Here is a 24,931-nt window from a genome sequence, read left to right as displayed (position 1 = left end):
ATACTTTGCTGAATATATGTAATGTGGGTTGATAAGTTAAGAGAATATTTTACATAAACCTATTTTATAGTAGTTTAATGACGTTATGAGTCATTACTTAGATATGTGGGTAAATTTATTGATTATATCCCCTGTACAGCTTGTCTCTATTTAAACTGAAATATAAAAAAGAGCGAAATATTAAATGCGGCTATCTCCATCAGTAAAATTACTATTGATAACTTTTATTATTTTTCACCCGTTAGCTTTATCAAATATTGCTGAACCAACATCGTTGTTCCCTTTTAGGCTAATTGGAAAGTGGTATCAAGTAGCACCACTTTTAGAATACGATGATAAGTCTAAACCTTATGAGTTATTTAAGCTTTTATGGACGTTTGGTCATTCAGAAGCTGATATTATTAACCGACTTGGCAAACCAACTGAGCGTTATGTGAGCAATAGAGATAATCGCCATGAACCAAACCAAAAACTACAGTATATAACTTTGCAGTACCCTAATTTAGTGATAGAAATATTAAAAACTCATCACCCAAAAACGTTTATAAATCGCCTATATATTAAAAACTGTGACCTAGACTCAGGCTTTAAGCTGTTTTTATGTCAACCACGCATAAAAATTGAGGAACAGCTTGGTAAACCGTCATATAAAGAATTTGATGAGTTAGTTTATGTAATAAAAATCGGTGATGTAGGGGAAGTGCCGCTTAGGCTAATTCTGAAAAATGATCACATTTCAGAGATTTATATTCGTAATCTTATCGACTGACAATATCGAGATATTAAGAGCGTCACTCGTTTGACCGAAGACGCTCCTTTATTGTGGCATTTAGTGTGATAAATGCGCGAGATTTATAATAAAACGTTTAAACTTTAGGTAGGATTTATTAGTTACCACTCGTCGTAGTAGTTGACCTCTTTATTCATACGTCGCATTTCTTTTAAATCTTCAATTCGCTTTTGCGTTTCATAACGTCTACGGCGATCGCCTCTGTCTGGTTTATCAGACATGTCTTCAAATTCATCAATTTCATAGATTTCGTCAAAGTAATCCATAAAAAAACCTCAATAAAGTAAAATTAGAGTTCCAAGTAATATTCACCGGACTCAAAGTTGTTTTGTGGTCGTCCCATACCGTATACATTTTCGTATTTTCTTGGTGAAGCTAACGAAATGTATTTCATCCACGTTTTTTCTGCGAATGACTGCGCCAGTTCTCTACCAGTACATACATCTGCAAATCTGACTTCTTCAGCATTTTCTGGCATCAGTGAGCCATTTGAAAGCTGTTGTAAGGAATACCCATAATCATTTAGAAAATTGGATTCCTGTATAGTAAATTCTCCACTGCGGCTAAAGCCTCTAGGGAAGTTAATATCATCGAAAAACGATTTAGCACCTTTTCTAATTTGTGTGTTCATTTTGATATCCTCAGCAATTTTGCTAAAAATAGTCTTAGTTTGACGATTTTAAAAACAAATAATTTTTATCGAACATCAAAAAAAGTTTGTTAAATAAATTTTTTTATTTATTCTTCCCTAATGGACGTAAAAGTATTTAAAACCTTCCTAGAGGTAGCAAACACTAGGCACTTCGGCAAAGCCGCAGAAACCCTTTATATAACTCAGGCCGCAGTGAGTGCCCGAATTAAACAATTAGAGGAATTTGTGGATGCCCCTTTATTTGAACGTATTAGAAATAATATTTGTTTAACGCCTGCAGGTGAGCGATTAATTCCTTATGCAACCACTATGGTTCGTGCGATGCAGCAGGTGAAAACAGATATCTCTCTGGCGGAATCTCAACTCATACAATTGTCAATTGGCGCAACCCCCAATGTTTGGGATGCTTATTTTCAAAACTATTTAACAGTGATAACCAAAGGTTTACCTGAACTGGCTTTTAAAACCGAGATGTTAGGCATTAGGCAATTACATTCCTCAATCTTAGATAACACCTTAAACCTAGCTCTGACGTTTGATCCTTTTTTATCTAATGAAGTTATAAGTGAACAAATCGCGAATGTTGCTTTGGTTATGGTAACGACTAAAGGCAACATAACGGCTGAACAAGCCATGGCAGAAAACTATGTTTATGTTGACTGGGGAACGCAATTTTCATCAGAGCATGACGCTAAATATGGCAAGAGTTATATACCTAAGTTAGTCACCTCTACCGGTCGCATTGCGTTGGACTTTATTTTGTCTGAAGGTGGTACCGCTTATCTACCTAATGCATTAGCAGAGCCGTTTATTGAAAGTGGTGAGTTGTTTAAAGTGAAAGGCAAACACGCGTTAACTCGTTCGATATATGCGGTTTATCAAAAACATAATCGATTAGTCGATACCATTGAAAAGGTGATTAACGTGATTGATCAATCATCACCTAAACGCTCAGCGGTAATCGACATGGCATCAACTAACGACTAAAAAATATTGTTAATTCGATAAAAAATATTAGTTTTCCAAATTGCTAAAACGCAACTAACTTAGCGACAGTTTTTTTGGAGAACGAAATGATGAAAAAAGTAATCGTATTGGCATTGTTATTTAGCAACCTTGTTTTTAGTAATTTAGCTTTTGGCAATGATGAAACTGAACAACCTGATGCTGAGTTTGTTAGAGATACATATGAATATTGTAAAAATGTTCAAGATCCTACCGCTCTAGACAACAAAGTATTGTTAGATTGTGTTAACAGTGAAATGGATTATTACGAATACACTAAATTTACCAGTGTAGAAAAGATAATTGAGTTCATTGCATCGGTCGTCGATGACTTAGGTTAAATGTAATACCTAAAATATTTATAAAAAAGTTAAGTTGTACATAAAACCAATAACATTTGTTATTGGTTTTTTATTTGTATAAAAAATAATACGTTAACGGTTTCAGTTATCTACTACGCTTAGTTAACAACACCTTTGTTAATCCATAAAAGGATTAAAGAAAACAAGTGTTTGAGTGAAAGTTACGATAAAACTTGCAGTTATATTAATGAACACACAAATCGTCCAACATTGATTGGCGTTATTAACAGGTATTAACAATGAAATGTATTAAATCAGTTATGTTATTGCTCACTTTACCCATTTTATTCATGGGTAAAGTGTATGCTGAAACAGTTGATGCTGTGGCAGATAAGCTATTTAAAAAAGTAGAGCTAGAGCTTATTTCTTTAAAACAAGCGAATAATTTAACGATTCAAGCCATCCAACAATTGGTAGAAAACGAAGTGTTAACTAGTGTTGATGAAAAGTTTTTTGCATATAAAGTGTTAGGCAAAAATTTAGCTAAGTTATCAGCGGAACAAAAAGCGGAGTTTGTTAAGGTATTAAAAGACACCTTGGTATTAAATTACGCTAATAGCTTAGTAAATTATAACAATGAAAAGATAGTTGTGGTGTCATCTTCATTGGCTAACTCGAATAAAAATGCCAGTGTATCGATGAAGTTGGTGGGAAAAAACAAAACCACGCAGTTGATCACGAAGTGGCGTTTTTCTGAAGACCAAGATAAATGGTTAATGTACGATTTTGTTATTGAAGGCATCAGTTTATTGCAGTCAAAACAAAAAGAATTGGCGCAAGTTTTAGCAAACTCAGGCCCTGAAGCCACGCTTGAATTACTCAAAAGTAAAAATAACAAATAGGTACATACTTGATCACTTTTATGCAAAGCCAATTGGCCATCACCATTATATTGATACTGACATCATGGTGTTTAAAATACTTTATATTTCAGATAATTAAAAAAAGAGCGGTCGAGAAGGGTAACGACAAACGTTATTTGATTAATTATTTGAAAAACTTAATCAACTTGTTAGTGGTTATTTTACTGTTTGCAATTTGGCATCAAGAGATCCAGCGTTTTGCTTTTTCTATTGCGGCTTTTGTTGTGGCCATTATTTTAGTGACTCGTGAGATCATTCAATGTTTCATAGGCTTTCTCTATATCTCGAGTTCGACACCATTTAGGGTTGGAGACTGGATTGTGGTTGGTGGACATGCTGGGGAAGTGACTTCAACGGATATGGCAAAAACAACCTTGTTGGAAGTCGATTTATCAACATACAGCTATACCGGTAAAAGTTTATTTATACCTAATTTGCAACTGATTACCTTGCCTATTACTAATTTGAATTACATGAAACGTTATGTAAATCACTCGTTTTTTTACATACGTGAAAGCCTGACTATCAATCCGTTTGTGATCAAGACGGCATTATTAAAACAAGCCAAAAAACATTGTGCTGAATTTAAAGATGTTGCTGAGCGTTACAATTCAATGATTGAAAATCGGTTGGATATTAAAATATCAGGGCCAGAGCCGAGTGTTTCGTTTGAATCCACAGAGCTAGGAAAAACCAAAGTGGTATTTAGTCTTTTTTGTCCAACGGAACAAGCTCAAGCTATTGAGCAAAAAATGTTAGAACAATGTATTAAGTTGTTCATATCGGAAGAGAAAAAACAGTTACAGTTAAATACTATTACACCAAGTAGCTAAAACGCAGTTAAACAATCACCTCATTGTTTTAAGGTAGTCACATGGAAAACCAAGCAACACCTACACTCGACTTTGTCAGTATTTTAGCTGCCGATATCATTGAACTTCCGGATGAAGTTGAAAATTACACACCGAGTAAATGGGCTTTGATATTAGAAGGGTTAACCAATGCGCAACGGCTAAAGCTGTGGCCTCTTATCGACCATTCATTGGAAGGGGCCATTTTAACAGCGATGCGTGAGGATGCGCGTCAACAACTGTTATCCGTATTAACGTCGAAAGAGCTGGAAAAAGCGGTTAAATCTGGCTCCAACAATGAAGTGGTTGAGATTTTAACGGCGCTACCGCAAAAGTTGGTGGCAAAGTTAATTAACAAATTGTCACCGCAGTCACAGTCAAATATAGAGTCTTCTCTTAGCTATGATGAAGAGCAAGTTGGTCGTTATGCGAATTCTGATGTGTATACCGTCAGTCATAAAACATCCGTTGAAGATGCATTAGACGAGATACGTCAAAGCGACTTAACGGATTATTCGGGTAATTATATTGTTCTGGATGACGCTTCAAATTATGTTGGTGAAGTATCGATAAATGATTTGTTAAACGCGGAAGAAGAAAGTTTAGTTGAAGCGATTGCAGAACAAAGTGACGACAATATTTTAGATACGCTTTCCTTAATGGAAGCGTCGAATATTATTAAAAACAGCAATCGTCACACTTTACCTATTTTAACTGAGAGCGGTAAATTTGTTGGTGAGTTCTCAATGGGTGATGCGTTATCTATTTTCCAGCACCATTATGAAGCGCAAGTCGCTCATATGGGTAAAGTAAGTGATGAGGATTTATTCTCTCCCATTTTTACCAGTGCCAGACGCAGAGCGTTGTGGTTGGGTATTAATTTACTCACAGCATTTTTAGCATCGGCGGTGATTGGTATTTTTGACAAAGTACTTATTGAAGTAGTGGCGCTTGCGGTGTTGATGCCTATTGTGGCAAGCATGGGGGGCATTACAGGGAGTCAAACCTTAACGCTTACTATCAGGGGGCTTGCAACTGGCCAGTTGAATACAGCGAACTTCAAGGCGTTACGGGATAAAGAATTAAGTGTGGCAGCGGTTAATGCCGTGGTGTGGGCCGCGATTGTGGCGGCGATGACTATTTTCTGGTTCGACAATTACTTATTGTCATTGATTTTAAGCGTCGCCTTAGTGGTTAACATGTTAGTGGCATCTTTGTCGGGGATTTTGATCCCTATTGTTTTGGATAAAAATGGCATTGACCCGGCGCTTGCAGGATCAGTCATATTAACAACCGTAACGGATGTGGTTGGATTTTTTGTCTTTTTAGGCAGTGCCACTATTATCTTTATGAACTAATAATCCGGCACCTTTAGAGGGGCCGTTTTCAGTGGTACGTGTTCATACTTAGCAAGTATGCACACGTACTAAATTTAATTATTTTAACCCCAAAACTCGTTGAGTCCTCGACAAAACGATAGACGATTCTAATGAAGGACAGTCTTAAACATGCTAAGTAACGAATTTATAGATCTATTAAAAATCCTGATACGCCATCCTAGTGTCGTTGGGGCAGAACATTCATTTTTTAGGGTATTACAACGTGAACTCGAAGAACGTGGTGCAAAGGTTACTTGGTATGAAGGATTATTGGTCGCACAGGGTAACAAACCACATAGTGCAATGTTTTCTGCCCACATAGACAGACATGGCCTTATTTGTACTGGACCAAATGAATTTCAGTATGCGGCTTTTATCTCAGCGAACAAAACTGATCTGTTAAATAATTCGGTATCAGAAGAGTTAATGTCCAAAGTAACAGAACGTTTTAAATCTGAAGCGGTATATGCTTACGAACCTTGGTCTGGCATTTACCGTGGTAGTGGTGTGATAAAAAATACCTACGTGTGTGAATACAGAAATAACCTTATTTTTGAAATTGAAGGCCTAGAAGATGTTGTTGCGGGGACGCCAATTGCCTTTAAAGATAAATTAACGATCAGCGATGGCCGATTATCAGGGCAATTGGATAATGTGTTATCTGCGGCAGCCTTAGTCGACTTGTTTAGTAATGGCTTTGAAGGCACTGCCTTTTTCACAGCCCAAGAAGAAGCAGGTAAAAGCTGGCGATATTTACTGGAGTGGTTCCGTCGATTCGGTGGCAATACCAATAAATTATTTGTTGTTGATACAAGTCCATTTCCAGATGTGGAGGCGGCCAACAAACAGTTATTAGTATTACGTGAGAAAGACGCTAATGCGGTTTTTAATAAAGAGTCGACCAAATTAATTGAAGCTCTATGTCAAAAAAATAATATTAGTTATTTGTTCAAAGACCGTTACGTTGAAGCGGACAATGAATGGTTAATCAGTCGTGGTGAAAAGCCTAGATCGTTAGGCAGTACTGAATTAGGTCGTATTATTGCAGCATCTAATGGGTTAGTTGATGGCACGACCATACAGGTACCAACCATTGGTTATCACACGATGGAAGAGTCGGCTTCAGTGGAATCTATTGAAGCGTTTTTACGTGCGTTAAGATTATTATCAAAAGAAGTGAGTCATTAAACACATTGGTTCATGAGTAAAACAAACTATTAGAAACCAGCCTTAGTGCTGGTTTCTCTGTAATAAAGAGGATAAGTTGGTAATTGATTGCTTTTTGTACGTATCACATCAATACTGGGGTGGCAAAAAGATAAAAACTCAAACGAATGTCAAAAGGAATGATAATGAAATACGTACTACTACTGTCTATTTTAGTGTTGTCAGCTTGCAGCTCAACCACAGAAGTTGCAAACGTTGAAACCGAAGCAACTCCAACCGATTTAAATCAACTTGTGGAAAAAGCGATTGTACGATATCCAGCAAGTGTAAATGGAACCTTTCAATTTTCAATCAAATCGACACATAGTAAAGATGGTGTCGTTTATTTAAACACTCACGTCAACGAGAAAGACCCTAAAAATATCGCGGTAGTACTTGCTCAATCAACAATTGATGATTTTGTTCAGGTTTATGGCTCTTCGCTTGAGTCATACTTCAAAGGGAAAACAATTGAAGTAGATGGTCACGTTAAACTTAAACAGTTGATCCCAGTTAAAGATGGTAAACATTATTACAAAACTGAAATTCAAGTCAGAAATACTGACAATTTAAAAGTTATGGACCAAGTATAAATCTATTTAATATTTAGAACCTTTTTTAAAGGTTCTAAATAAGATTCAAAATGCTGCCACTGTTCAGTGGCAGATTTATAAATAGGTTGACGTACTTGCTCAGAGCTTGGGGTTTTGATGTTTCGTTTGGTTTTATGAAAATCAATGCATGACTGCTCAAACTCTAACCCGCAAAAATCTAACATTCTGTGAACTTGTTTATCCAAATCTTCTACCACCTCTTCGTGTTTCACGGTTAAAACAAAATTTGGCAATACTTTTTCCCAATGTGCCATGAGTTTCAAATAGGCTTGATAATAACGACCAATATCTTCAAGGCTATAACTAAAATCTTGTCCTTCAGCAAATAACTGTTTAAATCCACTAAAACAGCAAGCCATAGGTGAACGTCGAGCATCTATGATTTTAGCGTTTGGCAGGATAAGTTTTATCAAGCCTATATGTAGAAAGTTATTTGGCATTTTATCGATAAATAAAGGTGCATCTTCTCGATAAACTCGGGTTTCATCAATAAACTGTTGACCAAAACGTCTAAAGTAATCTGAGTTAATTTCACTTAAGTTTTTTGGGTATTGATGGGATGCTGTGTTTGGGGTGCGCCCACGTAAACGCGATGCTAACCCCAAAATGTTGTGCAGTTCCATGGTGCCATCAATTTGGCTGTGAGAGGCCAGAATTTGTTCTAATAGAGTGGAGCCCGCTCTAGGCAATCCAACAATAAAGATAGGGTCGGGGGCTTCATAACCTAAGTGTCCGCGTTGCTCAAATAATTCAGCGGTGCAATATTTTATTTGCTCGTCGACTTGCTGCTCAAGTTTATTAATATCAAAGCCATTGTTCGCTTGTTGCAGTTGATTCCCTTGTTGATAAGCGTGGAAAGCTTGCGGGTAATCTTCTTTGTCTTCAAACGCTTTACCTGTGGCAAAATATAATTGTATTTTATCCGTTAATGCTAAGTCTACATTATCTTGTTGTGCTTGCATTTGCGCTATTTCGGCATCCGTAAAACGATAGGTTTTTGTGTTAGCTAAGCTCCAAAACGCATCACCGTAACTTGGATTTAATTGATATGCTTTTTGATAAACGTTGACGGCATTGTCAATATCACCTTTGGTTTTAAGTGCATGGCCTAATTGTAAATAAAAGCCGGGAATTGAATCTTCTTGCTGTATAGCTTGTTGGAATAAGGTGATGGCTTCATCAGTCTTTCCTAATCCATTGAGTACATTTGCTTTGGCGACCTTAAAGCTAAGATTTTCAGGTTGGCTATTAATTAACGTATCTACCTGATATTGAGCGGCTTTATATTTACCTAATCTGATGAGTAAGTTCAGATATTGTGCTCGGGCGTGAATGTGCTTAGGCTCTAACTCAAGCGCGCTGGCTAAAAGAAATTCAGCGTCATCATATATTTTCAGTTCAATGCCTATTTCAGCCAATAAACACATGCCATCAATGTGGCGTTTATTGTTTTGTAAAAAATGACGACAAATTTGTTCTGCCTTTAACCATTTACCTTCATGCATTAATTCTGTTACGGCCAGTAAGGCTGGAGGTAAGGTTTTGAGTTTAGCTAACTGATTGGCTGCTAGTTGAATTTTATCTTGTAGTTCACTCTTTTGAGTCGGGTTTGGTGTGATATTTGAACTTTGTGATAAACGATAAATTTCTATTAACTCTTGCCAGCTTCCCACTAAACAAGGGTTTAGTTTTACTGCATGTTCAAACGCTAACTTGGCCTTGTTTATTTCGTTTAATGCTAAATTTATATGGCCTAATTCCTGATGAGCTCGACTGTGTTTGTTATTTAATCTTAGTAATTGGTTGATGCTAGATAATGCCGTTAACGGACTTTTGTTATAACGCTGTGCTACCGCAAGCAGATACCATAACTCAATGAGATGAGGTTCATCTGTTGTTATTTTTATTAGGGTTTCGGTATGACTAATGGCGTCATTAAACTTTGCCTTTTGAATCAATTGTTGAATGGTTTTTAATTGTTCTTCAATAGCAGGAAGAGATGTGCTTTCCAATGACTTGGCTCCAATAAAATGAACGAATAGCATTTATATAAAAGCCGCTTGATACAAACATCAAGCGGCTTCTTTAATTAATAGCGATTAAGCTTATTAATTAGCGACTTAATAAAAATCGTATGAAAATCTAAAGCCAATAGAACGCGGTCTATTTGAAACGACTTTAGGGGTGAATTGTTGAGTATCAATATACAATATTGCACTTTCATTGGTTAAATTATCAATGAATATCTCAGCTTTCCACTCATCATTAGTCACACCAAAACTTAAATTAGCTAAGAAGTAGCTGTCTTGTATGTAACGTCCACCAGCAAATGTTTGACCATTCCTATCTTGGTAATTAACACCTGAGTATACATCGGCTTCTTTTTGAATGCTTAAACCCGAACCTGTGCCATAAACTAACTGGGTCGCATCTTCTAGGACATAAGCATCCATTGTCATGCTACCAAGTCTGTCGCCAGTGTAACTGACAGAGCCATTTACAAAACCTGTTAAGCCGTCAGACAGTTGGTAATAATATTGCGCTTGTAAATTACCAGAGAATTCAGCCGAGTATGGTAATTGGCTACCAACCGGTGGTGCAATCCCCATTAATTCATCATTAACCGATGTGAGTTCACTACTAATCACACTGAACGCACCAGAGATAATTAAATCTTCTGTTGCCACCCAGCTAAAATCACCATCAACGCCTGTTATTTCAGCATCACCAACATTATCAGTAAATACTAAGAAACTGATATTGGTTGGGTCAAATCGTGATGTTTGTAAATCTGTGATCTTAGAAAAATAAGCCGTTGCATTTAAACGTAGTTTTTGGTCTAACAATGTTGACTTAAAGCCCACTTCAACATTATCTAAACTGTCCGTTGTTGAATAAACAGGTATGCGGAAACCATCAAATGCGCCAGCTTGATTTTTCGCTAAACCCCCACCAACACGATTGGTAACCGGTGGTCTGAAACCTTCTGAATAAGAAGTGAATAACAATATTTCTTTAGATACTTTCCAGTCCAAAGACGCTTTAATAATGGTATCGCTTACCGTTAAGGTTCCATTATCATCCAATAAACTTGTATCTAACTGGCCACTGGCAATGGCCGCTTGAATGGCTGCGGCTTCACCGGCGCCAAAGAATTCAGTCAAAGCTGCATCGCTGCCATCACCAAATGCTTGTAGCCTGCCACTTACATCAACCGTTGATGTCGAACCTTTAAATGAGTCTTCTATCTCATACCAACGAGCCCCAAATGTAGCAGTAACCGTATCGGTAAGATCATACTCAAACTGACCAAATAGAGCGATTTGATCTATGACGTGGGTAATGTCGTTAATAAAGCTAATTTCTGAAGGGAAAGGGCCACCGTCAGTATTGATGCCATCCCTACCCACTAATGTCCGTTCTAAGTTAGTAAAGTCATACGCACCATCAAGTGTGGTATTAGCTATGTTAAATTGACCAACTGTTGCTAACTCTTGAGAGTCATAAAAAACACCTGCTGTTACACGCCAGCGATTTTCAGCCGAGGTATTAGCACGTAATTCGTGAGTGATACGTGAAGTGTTAGTATTTTCTTTATAAAATTTTGTTGGATCGGCACAAGATTGTTCAGCTTCAGGCACGCCAGCGTAATTACAAACATAATACGCAGAAAACGCGCCGCCATTGGTATAACCGGTATAATCAATGGTTGAGCTTATATCGCGGGCAAGATAACCACCGGTATAGACAACATCAAGTTGATTAAGACGACCTTCTAAAGTCCAAGTAGTTAATCCAAAATCATCATTATTGTTTTCAGGCATGAAACGGTTGGTTGATGTTTCACCTTCAAGATTAGGGTCATAGGCAAACACACCTTCGGTATCAAGAGATTGTTGAGTATGTTGTACTAACAATTCCCATTCATCATTGATCAAATAAGACAAACCAAAACGCGCACCTGCATAACTAGCAGTATTAAAATTATCTTCTACTAGTTCAGCATTATTTGGACTAGTAATCGCCGTGGTTGATGGATTGGCTAACGCACCACCAGACACTCGGCTGATCACTTCTGCGCTACCTATGTAACCACCATTTCCTGGATCATTTAAAATATTATCTATCCAACCACCTTGATGATCGTTGTAAGTGGCAACTCGGATAGCAACAGAGTCAGATACCGGCATATTAAAATAAGCTTGGACAGAATTACTTAAATCTCCACCTAGAGTGGAACTCGTACTCGTGTCAAAACCCGCTGTAAAGCCATCGTGGCTGGGTTTTTTAGTGATCAGACGTACTGTTCCAGACTGAGAGCTTGCACCAAATAGAGTGCCTTGAGGACCTGGTAAAACTTCTACGCGTTCCACGTCTGTGGCGTAAACATCTAAGTTACGTCCTTGCATAGAAACTGGTTGTTCATCTAAATAAAAGGCAACAGATGGTTGCAAAGCTTGTACAGATGAAACGGAAATATTTGTTTGAGTTGTTGCCGCACCACGAATGTATATTTCATTTTGACCAGGACCTGTGCCCTGAAAAACTACATTAGGTAAAAATTCTACGTATTCGTCAAAATTTGCCACACCAAGCTTTTCTAAACTAGCGCCTGTTAATGCCGTAACGGTTACGGGGACTTCTTGAATAGATGCAGATCGTTTTGTTGCGGTAACCTCTATAACCTCAATCTTTGCGTTTTCTTTCTTTTCGGCTTCCTCAGCATAGAGTGAGCCAGAGGCGGCTATTGCTGTAAGCACAGCGCAATGCAGCTTAGTGAGTTTCATATTGATTATCCCTTGGTGTGTTAGTTGCTGTTCTGTGGATTACCGTTAGAGTACTAACTATAATTACAGTAATGCTAGCTTAGCAATAAATACGTGTTTATTCAAAAAGATACATATTTGTCTTGTTGTAAGGTATATGTATAGTTTGATTAATACTATGTTGTTTACAGCATCCGTTAACTATATATACTATCAACACGAACTAAATTCAGGGGAATGACTTGTCTTCATCCGTTAAGAGTCAACTAAATAAAAAAGTGTTTGTTAGCGCTTCATCTTTGATCATTGCACTGCTGTTATATACGGCTTTCCTTCCCAAACAAGCACAAAACTTATTTAACCTTATTCAATCAAGCATTGTTGAAAATGGCAGTTGGTTTTATGTTCTCACTGTCGCCTTTATTTTCTTTTTTGTTATCTTCCTCGGGTTGTCACGATATGGCGACATACGCTTAGGCCCCGACCATGCCACGCCAGATTATTCAATTATGACTTGGTTATCTATGTTGTTTGCAGCAGGCATGGGCATAGGTTTAATGTTTTTTGGCGTTGCTGAACCTTTAATGCATTATTTATCGCCACCAACGGCAGAATCAGGAAGCGTTGAAGCGGTACAAGAAGCAATGAAAATGACCTTTTTCCATTGGGGCCTACATGCCTGGGCTATCTATGCTGTGGTCGCGTTAGTATTGGCTTATTTTAGTTACCGTCATAATTTACCTCTTACGTTACGCTCGGCGTTATATCCATTAATTGGTGAAAGGATATATCAATGGCCAGGCCATTTAGTTGATGTGTTTGCTGTTGTAAGCACGGTATTTGGTGTCGCCACATCGTTAGGATTAGGTGCTTCGCAGGTGAATGCCGGCTTTGGTTATTTATTTGGTATTGAAGTGTCTGTATTTAATCAAATTATCATCATGTGTGGCATTACTGCGTTGGCGGTGTTGTCAGTCACAGCCGGCTTAGATAAAGGCATAAGACGTTTATCTGAAGCAAACATGATCTTAGCCGTTTGTTTATTAGTGTTAATTTTTTTACTAGGTCCTACGGTCTTTTTATTAAAAGCCTATTTACAAAATATCGGTGTTTATCTATCTGACATTATCCATAACACGTTTAATTTATTTGCTTATAAAAAGACCAATTGGATTGGCGGTTGGACTATATTCTATTGGGGCTGGTGGCTTGCTTGGGCACCGTTTGTTGGTTTGTTTATCGCACGGATCTCTAGGGGCCGTACGATTAGAGAGTTCATCTTAGGGGTAATGTTAATACCCACAGTGTTCACGTTATTATGGATGACCATTTTTGGTAATAGTGCAATCGATCTTGTTTTTAACCAAGGGGTTGTCGGATTAGGTGATATGGTCAGCCAAGACTCTTCTGTTGCATTATTTGTTTTCCTTGAAAACTTTCCTTTTACAACTGTTTTGTCCTTTTTTAGCGTATTAATGATCGTGATATTTTTTGTTACCTCTTGTGATTCAGGGGCGATGGTTGTTGATATGTTGTGTTCGCATGGCAGTAATGAAACCCCAATGTGGCAGCGTGTTTATTGGGCGGTTGGCATTGGTGTGGTGGCAGCAATATTACTCATTGCAGGCGGATTGAATGCCCTGCAAACTATGACGATTGCCAGTGCTTTACCTTTTGCGGTTGTTTTATTGTTAGCTATCATTGGTTTAATAAAAGCTCTGCGGGTTGAAGCCTTTAAGCAAGATAGTCAACTGATTATGGCTCTGCCGCAATCTCATAGCGAAAATAGTGATAATTGGCAAACTCGACTGCAAAACATTGTCGATTTTCCTAACAAAACCAATGTTAATAAATTTATTAGCCAGACCGTCGCACCTGCATTTGAGTCTGTGGCTGCTGAGTTAAAGAAAAATCATATTACGGTATACGTTTCAGATGAAGAAGGCCTCAACTTAGTGGTCGATCATGGCGAAGAACAAGAATTTGTTTATCGTGTACTTGCTCAAAAATATTCACAACCTGACTTTGTTACTGAAGGGGATGATGATGAAAGTTATTATCGTGCTGAGGTGCATTTAAAAGAAGGTGGCCAAGATTACGATATTATGGGCTGGTCTAAAACGGCAGTGATCAATAATATAATTGATCAATACCATAAACATTTACATTTTCTACATTTGTTACGTTAATAGAAGTAACAACTTGAAAAGGAAGGACAATTGAGTCTATCGTTTCACATCGATTTTAATGGAAACTGCCAAGCTGCATTTGAGTATTATGCTCAACACTTAGATGCAAACATTGGCATGTTGCTGCCATATAAAGACTCTCCGGCTTCTTCGTCCGTTCCTGACAATTGGCAAGATAAAATAGTCCATGGCAATATTAAGTTAGCGGGAATAGAAATAGCGGGGGCGGATGTTCGACCTGAACATTACAATAAACCCAAAGGCTTTTACCTTTTGTTAACTCTTCAAACGCCTGAACAGGTAAAACAAGTGTTTGCTCATTTAAGTGTTAATGGTGAAGTACTTATGCCACCTCAAAAAACATTCTGGTCTTCATGTTACGGTATCTTAGTTGATCAATTTGCCGTGCCTTGGAAAATAAACTGTGGGGGATAATTATTTATTTCTTGCCAATAAACCGTCATTATAAAGTGTTGTAATTTAATAAACGTTGTCAGCAATAAGAGAATATATGAAAGCCGTAATGAGAAAAGTATTTGCACCAATTCTTAACCATTTTGAATCTGGCGAAGAAGAAATCAGTTATAAAAAATCCCATAGAACCATATTATTGGTGGTGGGTGTTTTATTTTTAGTTCTTTCAAGTCTTTCTGCCTTTGCTGCGGTTTATGCCATGCAAGGTGCTGCTGCGATTCCAATTATTGTGTTTTTTGCTATTGGCTTAGTATGTTTTGTTATTGGCTTTTTAGGCACAGATCGCGCCGTTGCAAAAATATGGGGTAACAAGTAGTTACCCATGTTTCGTTTTATTATGACTGCTCATACGTTTAATTATATTCACTATTTTTATCCATATAAGCGTTAAAAATAAAGGCACACCTATTAAGATGATTTCCTTAATAAAAGGCAATACATACATCAAGATAGGAGGAATATTGGGTTTGGTATCATTATCGCCATGTGAATAACCGGTTTGGTTTATATTTACAGCCCAATCTGTCAGCTCTAAACCCATCATTAAAATACTCATGGTAATTGAAACCAACAAAACAATGAGCAGACGTTGTTTCCATCGAAATTGTAAGTACTTCATAACTATTCTCCTCTCTGGCTCATACGTTTCGATAGCTTAACTATCCAACTCCAATTGAGTGCTAAGTGAATGCCTAACATGGGCATTAACAGAGTGGCAGAGTCATGGTGTACTTTTGACCAAAAATCTTGAATATTTATTTCTATATTTAACGCAGGAAACAGAGATATAGAAATCAAGAAACCACTGACAAAAGCTAATAACATCATCAGGTAAATTGCATAATCCCAAATTATATTAAATCGCTGTCTGGCGGAAATATTTGATATTAAATGTTTTGCACTATTTTTTATCCAATCCCAGTGTAATAATAAATGAATTGAAAATGGGATGATAAACAACAAACTCCCCCATTCGTGTACTGCTATTCCTGTCGCTTGAGGGGCAGAAACCAACATAAAACTAATCAGTAAAATGGCATCCATCACATATCGTGTTTTGTGAAGGTTTTGTTTCCAATTAGACATGAACTTACCCTTGTTCTGTTCGTTTAAATTATCTTTTTTTGTTCCAATATGCACTGGCATAGAGCTTAGACTTATCATATTGGCAATGGGTATTAAGGTGATCTTTTAACTGTTTTACCACACTGGCTTCTGCCGCTATAAATATTGCGGTATCGATTAAATTAGTCCCGCTCGAGACTAGGCCAGTTAAGAACTCATCGGTTAATTTATCCGCCGTTACAAGCCAATGAATTTCAACTAAGTTGGGGCTGAGTAAAGGCTGGATATCTTGTTCATCAGGAACCTGAATATAAACATGACCAACGGCCGTGGCGGGTAATTTTTCTAATGTTGTGGCGATGGCCGGTAATGCCGTGATATCACCAAAAAATAAATGTTTATCAGCCAATAAATCAGGGTGTTTAGGATCACCTGGACCTGCTATACCTAAGTAATCGCCTTGTTTAGCGTTTAATGCCCAGTCACTTGCTAACCCTTGATGATCATTGACGGCAAAGTCGATAGTCAATGTTAGGTTTTGTTTATTAAAAGCTCTAATTGTGTATGAGCGCATGAATTTTTTGAAACCTAAATAAAGCCCCAATTTAGGCTTTTTGTTATCGGAATTAGGATTAGGAAAAATAGCTTTAACATGAGCACTTTCTTTTCCTTCTGGAAAATCGGCAAGTGCGTCTCCGGTTAATATTATTCGTCTCATATGTGGTGATAAATCAATAACTGATAAAACCTCTGTCATACGCATAGTCGGACCCATACTAACTTGCTCCTGATTATTAAATTAGATTGCGGATTGGTTTGTTAACACTTTTTCGAGTTTGGGTTTAATGACTAACACCATTAAACACGAAAAAGTAAGACCAACGGGAAGGGCGTAAAGTAAACTGTTAAAAAATAAACTTGAGTATTGAGAGAGCGACTCGTAAGTATGGGTATTGAACATAGTTACGAGCGCCATAATAGACTCCATAACCAAAGCCATAAGTACTGCTTGTGTTACGTTTTTTTGTAAATTTGACCAAGAAACCAAAAAACGATTTATCAGTTTGCTGATGGTGGCGAATATAACCCCACCCAGTGGCAATAAAACTAAAAAAGCAAAAGTAAACGAACTTATCCAAGCATTAACAAAGCTTTGTGATGACGTGAGGTTGGCCAATGTCATAATAGCCGTTATAGTGCCGACCAAAGTAAACATGACTAAAAGCATAACAAGTAGATTTTTAATTTTAGGTTGCATAATAAAACTCAATTAAATATAGTTGACAAGGTCTACTATATTTAACTTGGTTGATATTGTCAACTAAATTAATGGTGAGTTTGTATAGAGGGTTTTATGGAGTTAAGTGAAGCGTTGTTTAGTTTAGTGCATTCCGTGCGCAATAATATTAAACATGAAATAAAGTTATTAGACTTAGATTTATCTCCAATGCATTTTAAGTCATTAAAAGTTATTTCTATGATTGAAGGTTGTACAGGCCAAAAGTTAGCTGATTTTATGGGCCGCGATAAAGCTCAAATAAACCGCTTAATTAAAGAGTTAGTCAGTCAGGAGTTAATCGTAAAAGAGGAAAATGAAAACGATAAACGCAGTCAATTTTTGGTCTTGTCTGCAACGGGCCGTGAGATAATGCAGATGTTTAAAACAATAGAAAAGCGGGTGTTTAGTCAAATGGTTGGTGATATTTCAGCAGAAAAAATAGACACCTTTATAGAAGTAACACAGAAACTAAAAAATAATTTAGCATAATCAAATAAGGCTGATCAGCACTTAATGTGTTAACTGAATCACAGATCTTGAGCGCTAGGTTTATATTGTCTACAATGGCGCACTTTTATTTTATTCAGATCAACAATATGAACGACACTAGCGCAAAACCAACTTTACCGGATCGCCTTTCTGTTAATCCACGTAGCCGATTCCATGTGGCTGAAATATTTGAGCATAACATTGGCATTCGTGTGAATGGCAAAGAGCGTAATGATGTTGAAGAATATTGCATCAGTGAAGGTTGGGTAAAAGTACCATCAGCTAAAGCGTTAGACCGTAGAGGCCAACCACTTTTACTTACGATTAAAGGCACGGTTGAAGCTTTTTATAACTAACTACCAATGTAAATGGATACGTTACACTCAGCAACGTATCCTCTTATTCCTTTCATGTCACCTTCATATTTAGAACATCAACTTAATACTGCTGAACTTGCTCTAAATGCCGATGGTGTCATTCCCGTCCAGCGTTTAAATGCTCGCCTAAAATTAGTCACATCATTAAATTGCAATCGATGCGCAATATATTCATTGTTATATTGGTGTTCCATCATGGCAAAAATAGCTTGTTGGCAGCGGATCTTATCCAATAATATCTGATAGCTGGTTTTGTGTTGAGCTAATTTCCTTTTTAGCGTTGCAGGACTCATTGCAAAGTACACAGCACAACGTTCAAGACTCACATCATAGTTTATCAATCTTGTACTGATAAATTGACTGACGGCTTGCACAAAGCCAATCATATATTTTTCTTTTCTAATGATACGTGCATCTTGCAGTGCAATCTTTTTAAGGGATTGACTGCAGTCTTGTAAGGCTTGTGTTAAGTATTTGTCCTCAATGGTCAGCATTGCCAATTGCTGATCAAAACTCACTTTATTACCAATGTGCACATGATATTGTTCAATATAATCAACTTGTTTGTAAGGCAGTTTAATCGTCATTGGGATTAATTCACCAAAACGATATTTTATCGCACCGATCATGGCCGATAATACAAATTCATATAAAAACGTTTGCTGACTAGTGGATATTTCTCCAATTGCTGAGTTGAAAAGTAAATGGGTTTTATTATCGGTTTTTGCGACTTCTATGTATAAAAATGGAAAGATTTGTAATTGAAATAACTGACATAACTTCAACATTTCAAGCAGGTTTTTACAGTTTAAAAACGCTTGGGATAATTGACCTAGCTGGCTTGGAAAATATTTACGACCAAGTATAAAACTTAAATCATCACGGTTGGTTAGGCGTAGAGTGTTGTCGATGATGGTTAAGTATTCTGCGGTAGATATGGTTAAGTTAGCTTGTTCTAAATCTTGATAGAAACATCGTGTACCTTTAAGAATTTTGTCTGGATGCACGCCACTCTGTTTCGCCAAATCAACAAGAACAACAACAAACTGTCTGCAAAGGACAATTTCATCTTGTCGTTCAAAGGTTTTCATTAGGCCACATCTTTACTGTTTAAATGATGTTTAGTTGCCAACATCCGATCATTTAACTTTTCTAAAATAGTTAAGTAATCGTCATTGCCATCAAACTGCATCACACAACTGGCGACATGTTGATATTTAGCGCTCGTAGACTTACCGACTTTAAAGGCCAAATTGGCAATAGAATGTTCTATTTGAGCCGCTAATGTTTCTGAATTTTGAATACTGGTATTTGGCATTAAAATGATAAATCGGTCACTGGCGTATCGACAGGCTAAATCTTCATCTCTTAAGTTCATCAAAATAACTTGTGCGGTTTCTCTTAATAAAATATCACCTTGCTGATCGCCATATTCACGATTAAAACGATCAAATTTACGAATGTCGATTAACATCACAGAAAACGATTCTTGGTGAATAGCCGCATTCGATATCTCACGCTGCAATTGATCTTTCATATATTTGGCGCTGTAAAGTCCGGTTATATAGTCCGTTAAACTATGGTCTCGGTAATAACGTTCGGTATTGCGCAGTTGTGTGTTTATGGTCATCTGCTCTTGGTGCCACAAATACAAAGCAAAAGACATGATCACCATCCCTACTGGCGCAGGTAAAGATTCAATGGTGGTTATCCAAGTATTGTTGTCAGGGTAAACATAAAACTCATCTATGAAATCCAGCAACATAGATACATGAGTTAAGGTTAACCCCATAAATAACAGCGTGGTCACTTTGCCAGCTGGACGGCTTATCAAGATAAAAAATATCCATACTAAGGTCATTAAGGTAATACCACCTTCACCAGCTGCATCAAATAGATCTAAATCCACAATCGGCTTTAGCTCACCAATATGTGCTGTGAAACCAACGATAGTCGTGATAACCACCAGTAAAATGAAAAACAAATGACGATGAAATTTTAAAAAGGATAAATTCATAAACTTTATATTTAGTTAACGGTTTTACAGCATCATAGTGAAACCGTTCTTTTAAAGTAGGGTCATATTAGCTCACGCTAATGACAGTTTTATGAAAACAAATCGTGGGATTAACTTTTATGTGTTGAATGTTAAGCCTATTTGTCGATATTCATCGACCTTGTATGAGGGTCAAATCAGCTCAATTGGCCCTTGAACTAGTTTTAAACTGGTTAAAAATAGCTAGTTTCTCCATCGTCAAAATCGACTGAAATATTTCTGTCACTTTCATTGTTTAGGTTAGCCGCGATTAACAACAACTCACATTAATACGCACTTAACTTCGAATAAAAACGAGAATAAAAATGAAAAATAAAAACGGAATATTTAAACTGTCGATTTTAAATACCGCTTTGATCAGCGCAATTGCGTTGACTTCTTCAGCAGCCCTAGCCAACACTGATTTGTCGGGACGTATTACCGACGCAAAAAACAGTGTTTATTTTGAAGGCGCAAAAATAACGATTGAAGAACTGAACTTAACTACAATTAGTAAACGTGATGGTTCATTTCATTTTGGCAAGTTACCCAAAGGTCAATATACATTGATCATTAGTTATGTTGGTGTGCCAGACGTTCGTAAAACCTTGATAGTGTCGGACGAAAATAAGTTAACTAAAAACTATGTAATTGGCTCAGATAAAAAAGGCGTTGAAAACTTAATCGTATATGGACAACGCGCTGGACAAGCTGGTGCGTTAAACCGTCAGAAAAATGCGAATCGATTAATATCAGTAGTCAGCGCAGATTCAATTGGTCAATTACCAGATCAAAACGCAGCAGAAGCGTTGCAACGCTTACCTGGCCTTTCAATTCAACGTGACCAAGGCGAAGGCCGTTTTGTGGCAATACGTGGCATAGACCCAAACTTAAACAACGTTACGATTAATGGGTTAAATGTACCTTCACCAGAAGCGGGCGTTCGTAGTGTTGCTATGGATGTTATTCCAAGTGAACTGATCTCAAGCCTTGAAGTCAGTAAAACCGTTACACCAGATATGGATGCTAACGCAGTTGGTGGTTCAATCGAAGTTAAAAGCTTAAGCGCCTTTGACCGCGAAGGTCAGTCTTATTCTGTCACCGCACAAGGTTCATATAATGAATTAGAAGAGGCGGCTAGTCCTAAATTGTCAGGCAGTTACTCAGACGTTTTTGTTCTTAATAACGGTTATGAATTAGGTGTTGCTGGTGCATTCTCTTGGCTTAAACGTGAGTTTGGTTCAGAAAATATGGAAACTGGTGGCGGCTGGATTGACGTGGAAGTTGAAGATGCTGCAACAGGTGATGACGTTGAGGTTTTTGGCACGGAAGAGATAGAACAACGCCAATATCAAATTGAACGTGAACGCACAGGTGTCGCTCTTAATTTAGATCTACGAACTTCAGTGACAGATAGCTTTTATTTACGCAGCTTTTTTAGTGAGTTTTCAGATGATGAATATCGTCTTAGAAATGTTTATAAGTTTGATAAAGGCGCAATTGACTTAAGCACTCATTCAGATACTTCGGCTATGTATAAAGATGCAGAAATGGAGCGTGATACTAAAGACAGATTTGAGACGCAAAAAATTACCTCTGTGGTTGTTGGTGGCGAACATCAACTAGATACTTTGTTTGTTGAATATCAAGTTGGCTATTCTAAATCAACTGAACAAGAGCCGACTCGTTTAGATGTTGTTTTTGCGGGTGAAGAGTTCGATTTAGGCTATTTAACGTCTGGTCAAATCCCTCAATTAACGCAATCGGCCAATGCCCATGATTTAGCCAATTATGAAATGGATGAAGTGGTTTATGAAAATAACTTAGCAGAAGATGAAGAAGTTAGTTTTCGTTTAGATATTACTAAAAGCTTTATTTGGAATAACAACCGCGGTGAATTTAAATTTGGTGGTAAATATCGTAGTCGTGAAAAACTAAATAGTGTTTCAGCAAGCATATATGATGGTGATTTTATTGATGCCACAGCAGAAGACTTTAATAGTGGCTTGGTTGATTACAGCTTAGGTGAGTTTGGTGATGGGTTATCACGTACTGGGATTCAACAGTTTGTAAATGCCAATAAGAGTAACTTCGACTTTAACCAATTGGAGTCAGACATTGAAACCTTGGGTAACTCTTATAACAGCAGTGAAGATGTATTAGCCGCTTATGCCATGGTGAGTTTAGATGTTGATAAGTGGCAGTTTATAACTGGACTTCGTTATGAAGGCAGTGAGTTTGAAACCCAAGGTAACAAAGTTGCTTTATTAGTTGATGAAATAAATGATGATGAAAGTGTGTCTATTGACCCTTGGAAAGTAGCTAAAGACTACAATTACTTTTTACCTAGCTTAAATGTTAAGTATGCCGCGAGTGATAAGTTAATTGCACGTTTTGCATATACACAAACCATTGCGCGTCCAACCTTTGAAGATTCAGCTGCATTCCAGTTAATTGAAACGGAAGTAACTGAAGACGATGGCGAGATAGAAACCGAACGTAAGGCGGAAGTGGGCAATCCAGATTTAGACCCTTATGAGTCACAAAATTTGGATTTGTCGCTACATTATTACCCTGGTTATATCGGCGTCTTGTCGGCAGGTATATTTTATAAAGACATAGATAATTATATTGTATTTAGTGAAGTACAAGACAATGGGCAATGGGATGGTTTTGATGAGGTTATCCAACCAATTAATGGTGGAGCAGCATCATTAACTGGCGTTGAGTTAGCGTGGAATAAAACCTTTGATTCTGGATTGTTGCTAGGTGCGAATAGCACGTTTGTAGATGCGGATGCCGGCTTACCTAATCAATCAGATACCATAGGCAACATCATGATTGGTTTTGAAAATAACAGCTTTAGTACTCGCTTAAGTGCAAGTTATAAGAGCAAGGTATACCAGTTTGATGAAAACGATGTAGGTGTATTTCAAGATGATCACACTCAGTTAGATTTTAGCAGTAAGTACCATTTCTCTGATTCAGTGCAAGTCTATTTTAATGCATCGAATCTGACTGACGAACCTATGTATTTATACCACGGTGTCGCTAAATATAATTATCAGTATGAGCAATACGGCCGTACGTTTGAATTTGGCATCACAATTAATTCTCTTTAGAACTTTACAAACTAACTAGCCTGAAAGTGCGCTTTCAGGCTGGTTATAAACATGGATAAAACCAATGAAAATAAATAAAGCATTTTGTATCAGTTTAGTGATGAGTTGTTTATTAGCGGCTTGTAATAACAAAATTGAACAACCAGCGGCCCAAATTGAGAGCAATAACATCTCTTTTTTAGCTTTTGGTGACGGTGGTTATCATCCCGATTACCCAAAGAAAAAACACATTGAAAATCCAAGAAATAAAGAACAATTTATAAAAAAAGAAATTGAAGACTGGTTAGAAGACTATCGACCGATTGAAGAATTTGATCACGCGCCTATCTATATTTACCCTAATACAGAGATAGCCACGGAAATGACCGGTGCGTCCGCTGTTGGAATTGCCATGGCTAAATTATGCCAGACTCGCGAGTGTGAATTTGCCTTACAGCTTGGTGATAATGTCTATCCAGATGGCGCGGATGCCAAAGACGGTAAAGACGATCAAAAACGCATGGACGATTTGATCTTAAAACCTTTATTACCATTGTTTGCTGAGAACCCAGATCTAGTGGTGTATTCAGCATTAGGTAACCATGATTGGAAAAGCTCACGCCGAGGTGTTGAGTTGCAAACCAATTGGATGGCAGAACAACCAAACTTTTACTTAGATGCCAAAGGTTATTACCAATACAAAATAGGCCAACCGGGCAATGATGTTGAGTTTTTTGTGTTAGATACCAATATGTTGTTATCGGCAAAACCTATCTATGAAATTCCATTAAATCCAGATGGCAGTGAAATGGAATTAGCGGAAGCAAAGCTTAAAGGTATTGGTGAACTTGAAGTGGCAGAGCCACATGAAAACCCAGTAAATGGTGAAGATATCGTACAAATTGAGTGGTTAACAAAAGGGTTGGCTAACTCTACCGCTAAATGGAAGATAGTTTATGGGCATCACATTTTATGGTCAATTGGTGGTACTAAATACAGTGAAGGACATGTATTGCGTGAGCGTCTAATGCCTATGTTATGTGAATATGCAGATGCTTATATTGCTGGGCACGAACATGACTTAGAGTTGTTAACCGATGATTGTTCGGTTTATTTACCGGGTAATACGCGTCCACCACTACCGCTTATTATTAGTGGAGCCGCGTCTAAAATGCGTGGTAAACATACACCTTTTGCAGAACAACAAGAAAAGCGTTACCCAGAGTATGATTTATTATGGTCTAAGAGTTTTGTTTGGGGATTTGCTCATATCAATTTAGATAATCAAGCTGATAAATTAGACGTTGAGTTTTTCACGACACCGAGAAATTTATCTAATGAACTCGTGCCAGAAGTGAAGTTTAGCTTCGATCGCAGATAGATGTTAACTCCTTAATTTTAGTAGAACTAAGCCAGCGACGTTATAAGCGTCAC

25 protein-coding genes are annotated in these 24,931 nt (G+C 37.5%); 15 read left to right on the top strand and 10 right to left on the bottom strand.

Annotated elements, in window-relative coordinates:
- The first annotated feature begins 184 nt into the window (after positions 1-184).
- Entirely contained in the window at positions 185-769 is a 585-nt protein-coding gene (locus KO505_RS00260; RefSeq protein WP_216053426.1) for a hypothetical protein, read from the top strand.
- A gap of 122 nt (positions 770-891) precedes the next feature.
- Here the strand turns inward: KO505_RS00260 and KO505_RS00255 are convergent, their stop codons facing one another.
- Complete coding sequence (locus tag KO505_RS00255) at positions 892-1,056, bottom strand: PA3496 family putative envelope integrity protein (protein ID WP_216053425.1); 165 nt, start codon at positions 1,054-1,056, stop codon at positions 892-894.
- 23 nt (positions 1,057-1,079) lie between these two features.
- Positions 1,080-1,421 (bottom strand): DUF413 domain-containing protein, encoded by a 342-nt coding sequence (maoP, locus tag KO505_RS00250; RefSeq protein WP_216053424.1) that lies wholly within the window; start codon positions 1,419-1,421, stop codon positions 1,080-1,082.
- Between the two features lie 120 nt (positions 1,422-1,541).
- On the opposite strand from maoP, the gene KO505_RS00245 reads away from it, so the two are divergent.
- The 7 genes from KO505_RS00245 to KO505_RS00215 all read left to right on the top strand — a co-directional run bounded on the left by KO505_RS00245 (position 1,542) and on the right by KO505_RS00215 (position 7,701).
- A complete protein-coding gene (locus KO505_RS00245; protein WP_216053423.1) occupies positions 1,542-2,429 on the top strand; it encodes a LysR family transcriptional regulator in 888 nt (295 codons plus the stop codon).
- A gap of 86 nt (positions 2,430-2,515) precedes the next feature.
- Positions 2,516-2,788, top strand: a complete 273-nt coding sequence (locus KO505_RS00240; protein ID WP_216053422.1) for a hypothetical protein — start codon at positions 2,516-2,518, stop codon at positions 2,786-2,788.
- 260 nt (positions 2,789-3,048) lie between these two features.
- Entirely contained in the window at positions 3,049-3,651 is a 603-nt protein-coding gene (locus KO505_RS00235; protein ID WP_216053421.1) for a phospholipid-binding protein MlaC, read from the top strand.
- Positions 3,652-3,800: 149 nt separating this feature from the next.
- Positions 3,801-4,505 carry a mechanosensitive ion channel domain-containing protein gene (locus tag KO505_RS00230; protein ID WP_252731572.1) on the top strand — a complete coding sequence of 235 codons (705 nt, stop codon included), beginning with the start codon at positions 3,801-3,803 and terminating at the stop codon, positions 4,503-4,505.
- 41 nt (positions 4,506-4,546) lie between these two features.
- Positions 4,547-5,881: a magnesium transporter gene (locus KO505_RS00225; RefSeq protein ID WP_216053420.1), complete on the top strand. Its 1,335-nt coding sequence runs from the start codon at positions 4,547-4,549 to the stop codon at positions 5,879-5,881.
- 150 nt (positions 5,882-6,031) lie between these two features.
- Positions 6,032-7,090 (top strand): peptidase M42, encoded by a 1,059-nt coding sequence (locus tag KO505_RS00220; protein ID WP_216053419.1) that lies wholly within the window; start codon positions 6,032-6,034, stop codon positions 7,088-7,090.
- A 164-nt stretch (positions 7,091-7,254) separates the two neighbouring features.
- Positions 7,255-7,701 (top strand): hypothetical protein, encoded by a 447-nt coding sequence (locus KO505_RS00215; protein WP_216053418.1) that lies wholly within the window; start codon positions 7,255-7,257, stop codon positions 7,699-7,701.
- 2 nt (positions 7,702-7,703) lie between these two features.
- On the opposite strand, the gene KO505_RS00210 is transcribed toward KO505_RS00215, so the two are convergent.
- Together KO505_RS00210 and KO505_RS00205 are read right to left on the bottom strand one after the other, a co-directional pair.
- On the bottom strand, positions 7,704-9,734 hold the full coding sequence (locus tag KO505_RS00210; protein WP_252731571.1) for a tetratricopeptide repeat-containing sulfotransferase family protein: 2,031 nt from the start codon (positions 9,732-9,734) through the stop codon (positions 7,704-7,706).
- A gap of 108 nt (positions 9,735-9,842) precedes the next feature.
- Positions 9,843-12,509 carry a TonB-dependent receptor gene (locus KO505_RS00205; RefSeq protein ID WP_216053416.1) on the bottom strand — a complete coding sequence of 889 codons (2,667 nt, stop codon included), beginning with the start codon at positions 12,507-12,509 and terminating at the stop codon, positions 9,843-9,845.
- Positions 12,510-12,730: 221 nt separating this feature from the next.
- On the opposite strand from KO505_RS00205, the gene KO505_RS00200 reads away from it, so the two are divergent.
- The 3 genes from KO505_RS00200 to KO505_RS00190 all read left to right on the top strand — a co-directional run bounded on the left by KO505_RS00200 (position 12,731) and on the right by KO505_RS00190 (position 15,467).
- Positions 12,731-14,677 carry a choline BCCT transporter BetT gene (locus KO505_RS00200; RefSeq protein WP_252731570.1) on the top strand — a complete coding sequence of 649 codons (1,947 nt, stop codon included), beginning with the start codon at positions 12,731-12,733 and terminating at the stop codon, positions 14,675-14,677.
- Between the two features lie 30 nt (positions 14,678-14,707).
- A complete protein-coding gene (locus KO505_RS00195; protein ID WP_216053415.1) occupies positions 14,708-15,112 on the top strand; it encodes a VOC family protein in 405 nt (134 codons plus the stop codon).
- Between the two features lie 76 nt (positions 15,113-15,188).
- Positions 15,189-15,467, top strand: a complete 279-nt coding sequence (locus tag KO505_RS00190; protein WP_216053414.1) for a hypothetical protein — start codon at positions 15,189-15,191, stop codon at positions 15,465-15,467.
- On the opposite strand, the gene KO505_RS00185 is transcribed toward KO505_RS00190, so the two are convergent.
- Genes KO505_RS00185 through KO505_RS00170 form a run of 4 tightly spaced genes read right to left on the bottom strand, consistent with a single transcriptional unit; the run spans position 15,468 to position 17,474 of the window.
- Positions 15,468-15,770 carry a hypothetical protein gene (locus KO505_RS00185; protein WP_216053413.1) on the bottom strand — a complete coding sequence of 101 codons (303 nt, stop codon included), beginning with the start codon at positions 15,768-15,770 and terminating at the stop codon, positions 15,468-15,470.
- 2 nt (positions 15,771-15,772) lie between these two features.
- A complete protein-coding gene (locus KO505_RS00180) occupies positions 15,773-16,237 on the bottom strand; it encodes a DUF4405 domain-containing protein (protein ID WP_216053412.1) in 465 nt (154 codons plus the stop codon).
- Between the two features lie 28 nt (positions 16,238-16,265).
- Positions 16,266-16,991 carry a siderophore-interacting protein gene (locus KO505_RS00175; RefSeq protein ID WP_216053411.1) on the bottom strand — a complete coding sequence of 242 codons (726 nt, stop codon included), beginning with the start codon at positions 16,989-16,991 and terminating at the stop codon, positions 16,266-16,268.
- A 24-nt stretch (positions 16,992-17,015) separates the two neighbouring features.
- Positions 17,016-17,474, bottom strand: a complete 459-nt coding sequence (locus KO505_RS00170) for a DUF2798 domain-containing protein (protein ID WP_216053410.1) — start codon at positions 17,472-17,474, stop codon at positions 17,016-17,018.
- A 96-nt stretch (positions 17,475-17,570) separates the two neighbouring features.
- On the opposite strand from KO505_RS00170, the gene KO505_RS00165 reads away from it, so the two are divergent.
- Positions 17,571-17,984: a MarR family winged helix-turn-helix transcriptional regulator gene (locus tag KO505_RS00165; protein ID WP_216053409.1), complete on the top strand. Its 414-nt coding sequence runs from the start codon at positions 17,571-17,573 to the stop codon at positions 17,982-17,984.
- 107 nt (positions 17,985-18,091) lie between these two features.
- Positions 18,092-18,340: a DUF3297 family protein gene (locus KO505_RS00160; protein ID WP_216053408.1), complete on the top strand. Its 249-nt coding sequence runs from the start codon at positions 18,092-18,094 to the stop codon at positions 18,338-18,340.
- A 77-nt stretch (positions 18,341-18,417) separates the two neighbouring features.
- Here the strand turns inward: KO505_RS00160 and KO505_RS00155 are convergent, their stop codons facing one another.
- Both KO505_RS00155 and KO505_RS00150 read right to left on the bottom strand, forming a co-directional pair.
- Positions 18,418-19,452, bottom strand: coding sequence for an AraC family transcriptional regulator (locus tag KO505_RS00155; protein WP_216053407.1), 1,035 nt, complete (start codon positions 19,450-19,452; stop codon positions 18,418-18,420).
- Complete coding sequence (locus KO505_RS00150; RefSeq protein WP_216053406.1) at positions 19,452-20,378, bottom strand: diguanylate cyclase domain-containing protein; 927 nt, start codon at positions 20,376-20,378, stop codon at positions 19,452-19,454. Before KO505_RS00150 ends, KO505_RS00155 begins: the two co-directional genes overlap by 1 nt.
- 344 nt (positions 20,379-20,722) lie before the next feature.
- Here KO505_RS00150 and KO505_RS00145 point away from each other — a divergent pair, with 344 nt between their 5' ends.
- Positions 20,723-23,518 (top strand): TonB-dependent receptor, encoded by a 2,796-nt coding sequence (locus KO505_RS00145; protein ID WP_216053405.1) that lies wholly within the window; start codon positions 20,723-20,725, stop codon positions 23,516-23,518.
- A 100-nt stretch (positions 23,519-23,618) separates the two neighbouring features.
- Positions 23,619-24,878, top strand: a complete 1,260-nt coding sequence (locus tag KO505_RS00140) for a metallophosphoesterase (protein ID WP_216053439.1) — start codon at positions 23,619-23,621, stop codon at positions 24,876-24,878.
- The last annotated feature ends 53 nt before the right edge of the window (positions 24,879-24,931 follow it).

It is taken from the genome of Psychrosphaera sp. F3M07, assembly GCF_018860345.1.
Taxonomy (GTDB): Bacteria; Pseudomonadota; Gammaproteobacteria; order Enterobacterales; family Alteromonadaceae; genus Psychrosphaera; species Psychrosphaera aquimarina.
The sequence above is the reverse complement of the archived record's forward strand: the minus strand, read 5'-3'. Positions and strand labels throughout refer to the sequence as shown.

Bases quoted from the DNA above. Each gene is read 5' to 3' on its own strand.
- KO505_RS00160 (WP_216053408.1), top strand. From the start codon at position 18,092: ATGAACGACACTAGCGCAAAACCAACTTTACCGGATCGCCTTTCTGTT.
- KO505_RS00180 (WP_216053412.1), bottom strand. From the start codon at position 16,237: ATGTCTAATTGGAAACAAAACCTTCACAAAACACGATATGTGATGGAT.
- KO505_RS00225 (WP_216053420.1), top strand. From the start codon at position 4,547: ATGGAAAACCAAGCAACACCTACACTCGACTTTGTCAGTATTTTAGCT.
- KO505_RS00190 (WP_216053414.1), top strand. From the start codon at position 15,189: ATGAAAGCCGTAATGAGAAAAGTATTTGCACCAATTCTTAACCATTTT.
- KO505_RS00165 (WP_216053409.1), top strand. From the start codon at position 17,571: ATGGAGTTAAGTGAAGCGTTGTTTAGTTTAGTGCATTCCGTGCGCAAT.
- maoP (WP_216053424.1), bottom strand. From the start codon at position 1,421: ATGAACACACAAATTAGAAAAGGTGCTAAATCGTTTTTCGATGATATT.
- KO505_RS00175 (WP_216053411.1), bottom strand. From the start codon at position 16,991: ATGGGTCCGACTATGCGTATGACAGAGGTTTTATCAGTTATTGATTTA.
- KO505_RS00220 (WP_216053419.1), top strand. From the start codon at position 6,032: ATGCTAAGTAACGAATTTATAGATCTATTAAAAATCCTGATACGCCAT.
- KO505_RS00155 (WP_216053407.1), bottom strand. From the start codon at position 19,452: ATGAAAACCTTTGAACGACAAGATGAAATTGTCCTTTGCAGACAGTTT.
- KO505_RS00145 (WP_216053405.1), top strand. From the start codon at position 20,723: ATGAAAAATAAAAACGGAATATTTAAACTGTCGATTTTAAATACCGCT.
- KO505_RS00235 (WP_216053421.1), top strand. From the start codon at position 3,049: ATGAAATGTATTAAATCAGTTATGTTATTGCTCACTTTACCCATTTTA.
- KO505_RS00205 (WP_216053416.1), bottom strand. From the start codon at position 12,509: ATGAAACTCACTAAGCTGCATTGCGCTGTGCTTACAGCAATAGCCGCC.
- KO505_RS00140 (WP_216053439.1), top strand. From the start codon at position 23,619: ATGAGTTGTTTATTAGCGGCTTGTAATAACAAAATTGAACAACCAGCG.
- KO505_RS00245 (WP_216053423.1), top strand. From the start codon at position 1,542: ATGGACGTAAAAGTATTTAAAACCTTCCTAGAGGTAGCAAACACTAGG.
- KO505_RS00255 (WP_216053425.1), bottom strand. From the start codon at position 1,056: ATGGATTACTTTGACGAAATCTATGAAATTGATGAATTTGAAGACATG.
- KO505_RS00240 (WP_216053422.1), top strand. From the start codon at position 2,516: ATGATGAAAAAAGTAATCGTATTGGCATTGTTATTTAGCAACCTTGTT.
- KO505_RS00150 (WP_216053406.1), bottom strand. From the start codon at position 20,378: ATGAATTTATCCTTTTTAAAATTTCATCGTCATTTGTTTTTCATTTTA.
- KO505_RS00170 (WP_216053410.1), bottom strand. From the start codon at position 17,474: ATGCAACCTAAAATTAAAAATCTACTTGTTATGCTTTTAGTCATGTTT.
- KO505_RS00185 (WP_216053413.1), bottom strand. From the start codon at position 15,770: ATGAAGTACTTACAATTTCGATGGAAACAACGTCTGCTCATTGTTTTG.
- KO505_RS00260 (WP_216053426.1), top strand. From the start codon at position 185: ATGCGGCTATCTCCATCAGTAAAATTACTATTGATAACTTTTATTATT.
- KO505_RS00215 (WP_216053418.1), top strand. From the start codon at position 7,255: ATGAAATACGTACTACTACTGTCTATTTTAGTGTTGTCAGCTTGCAGC.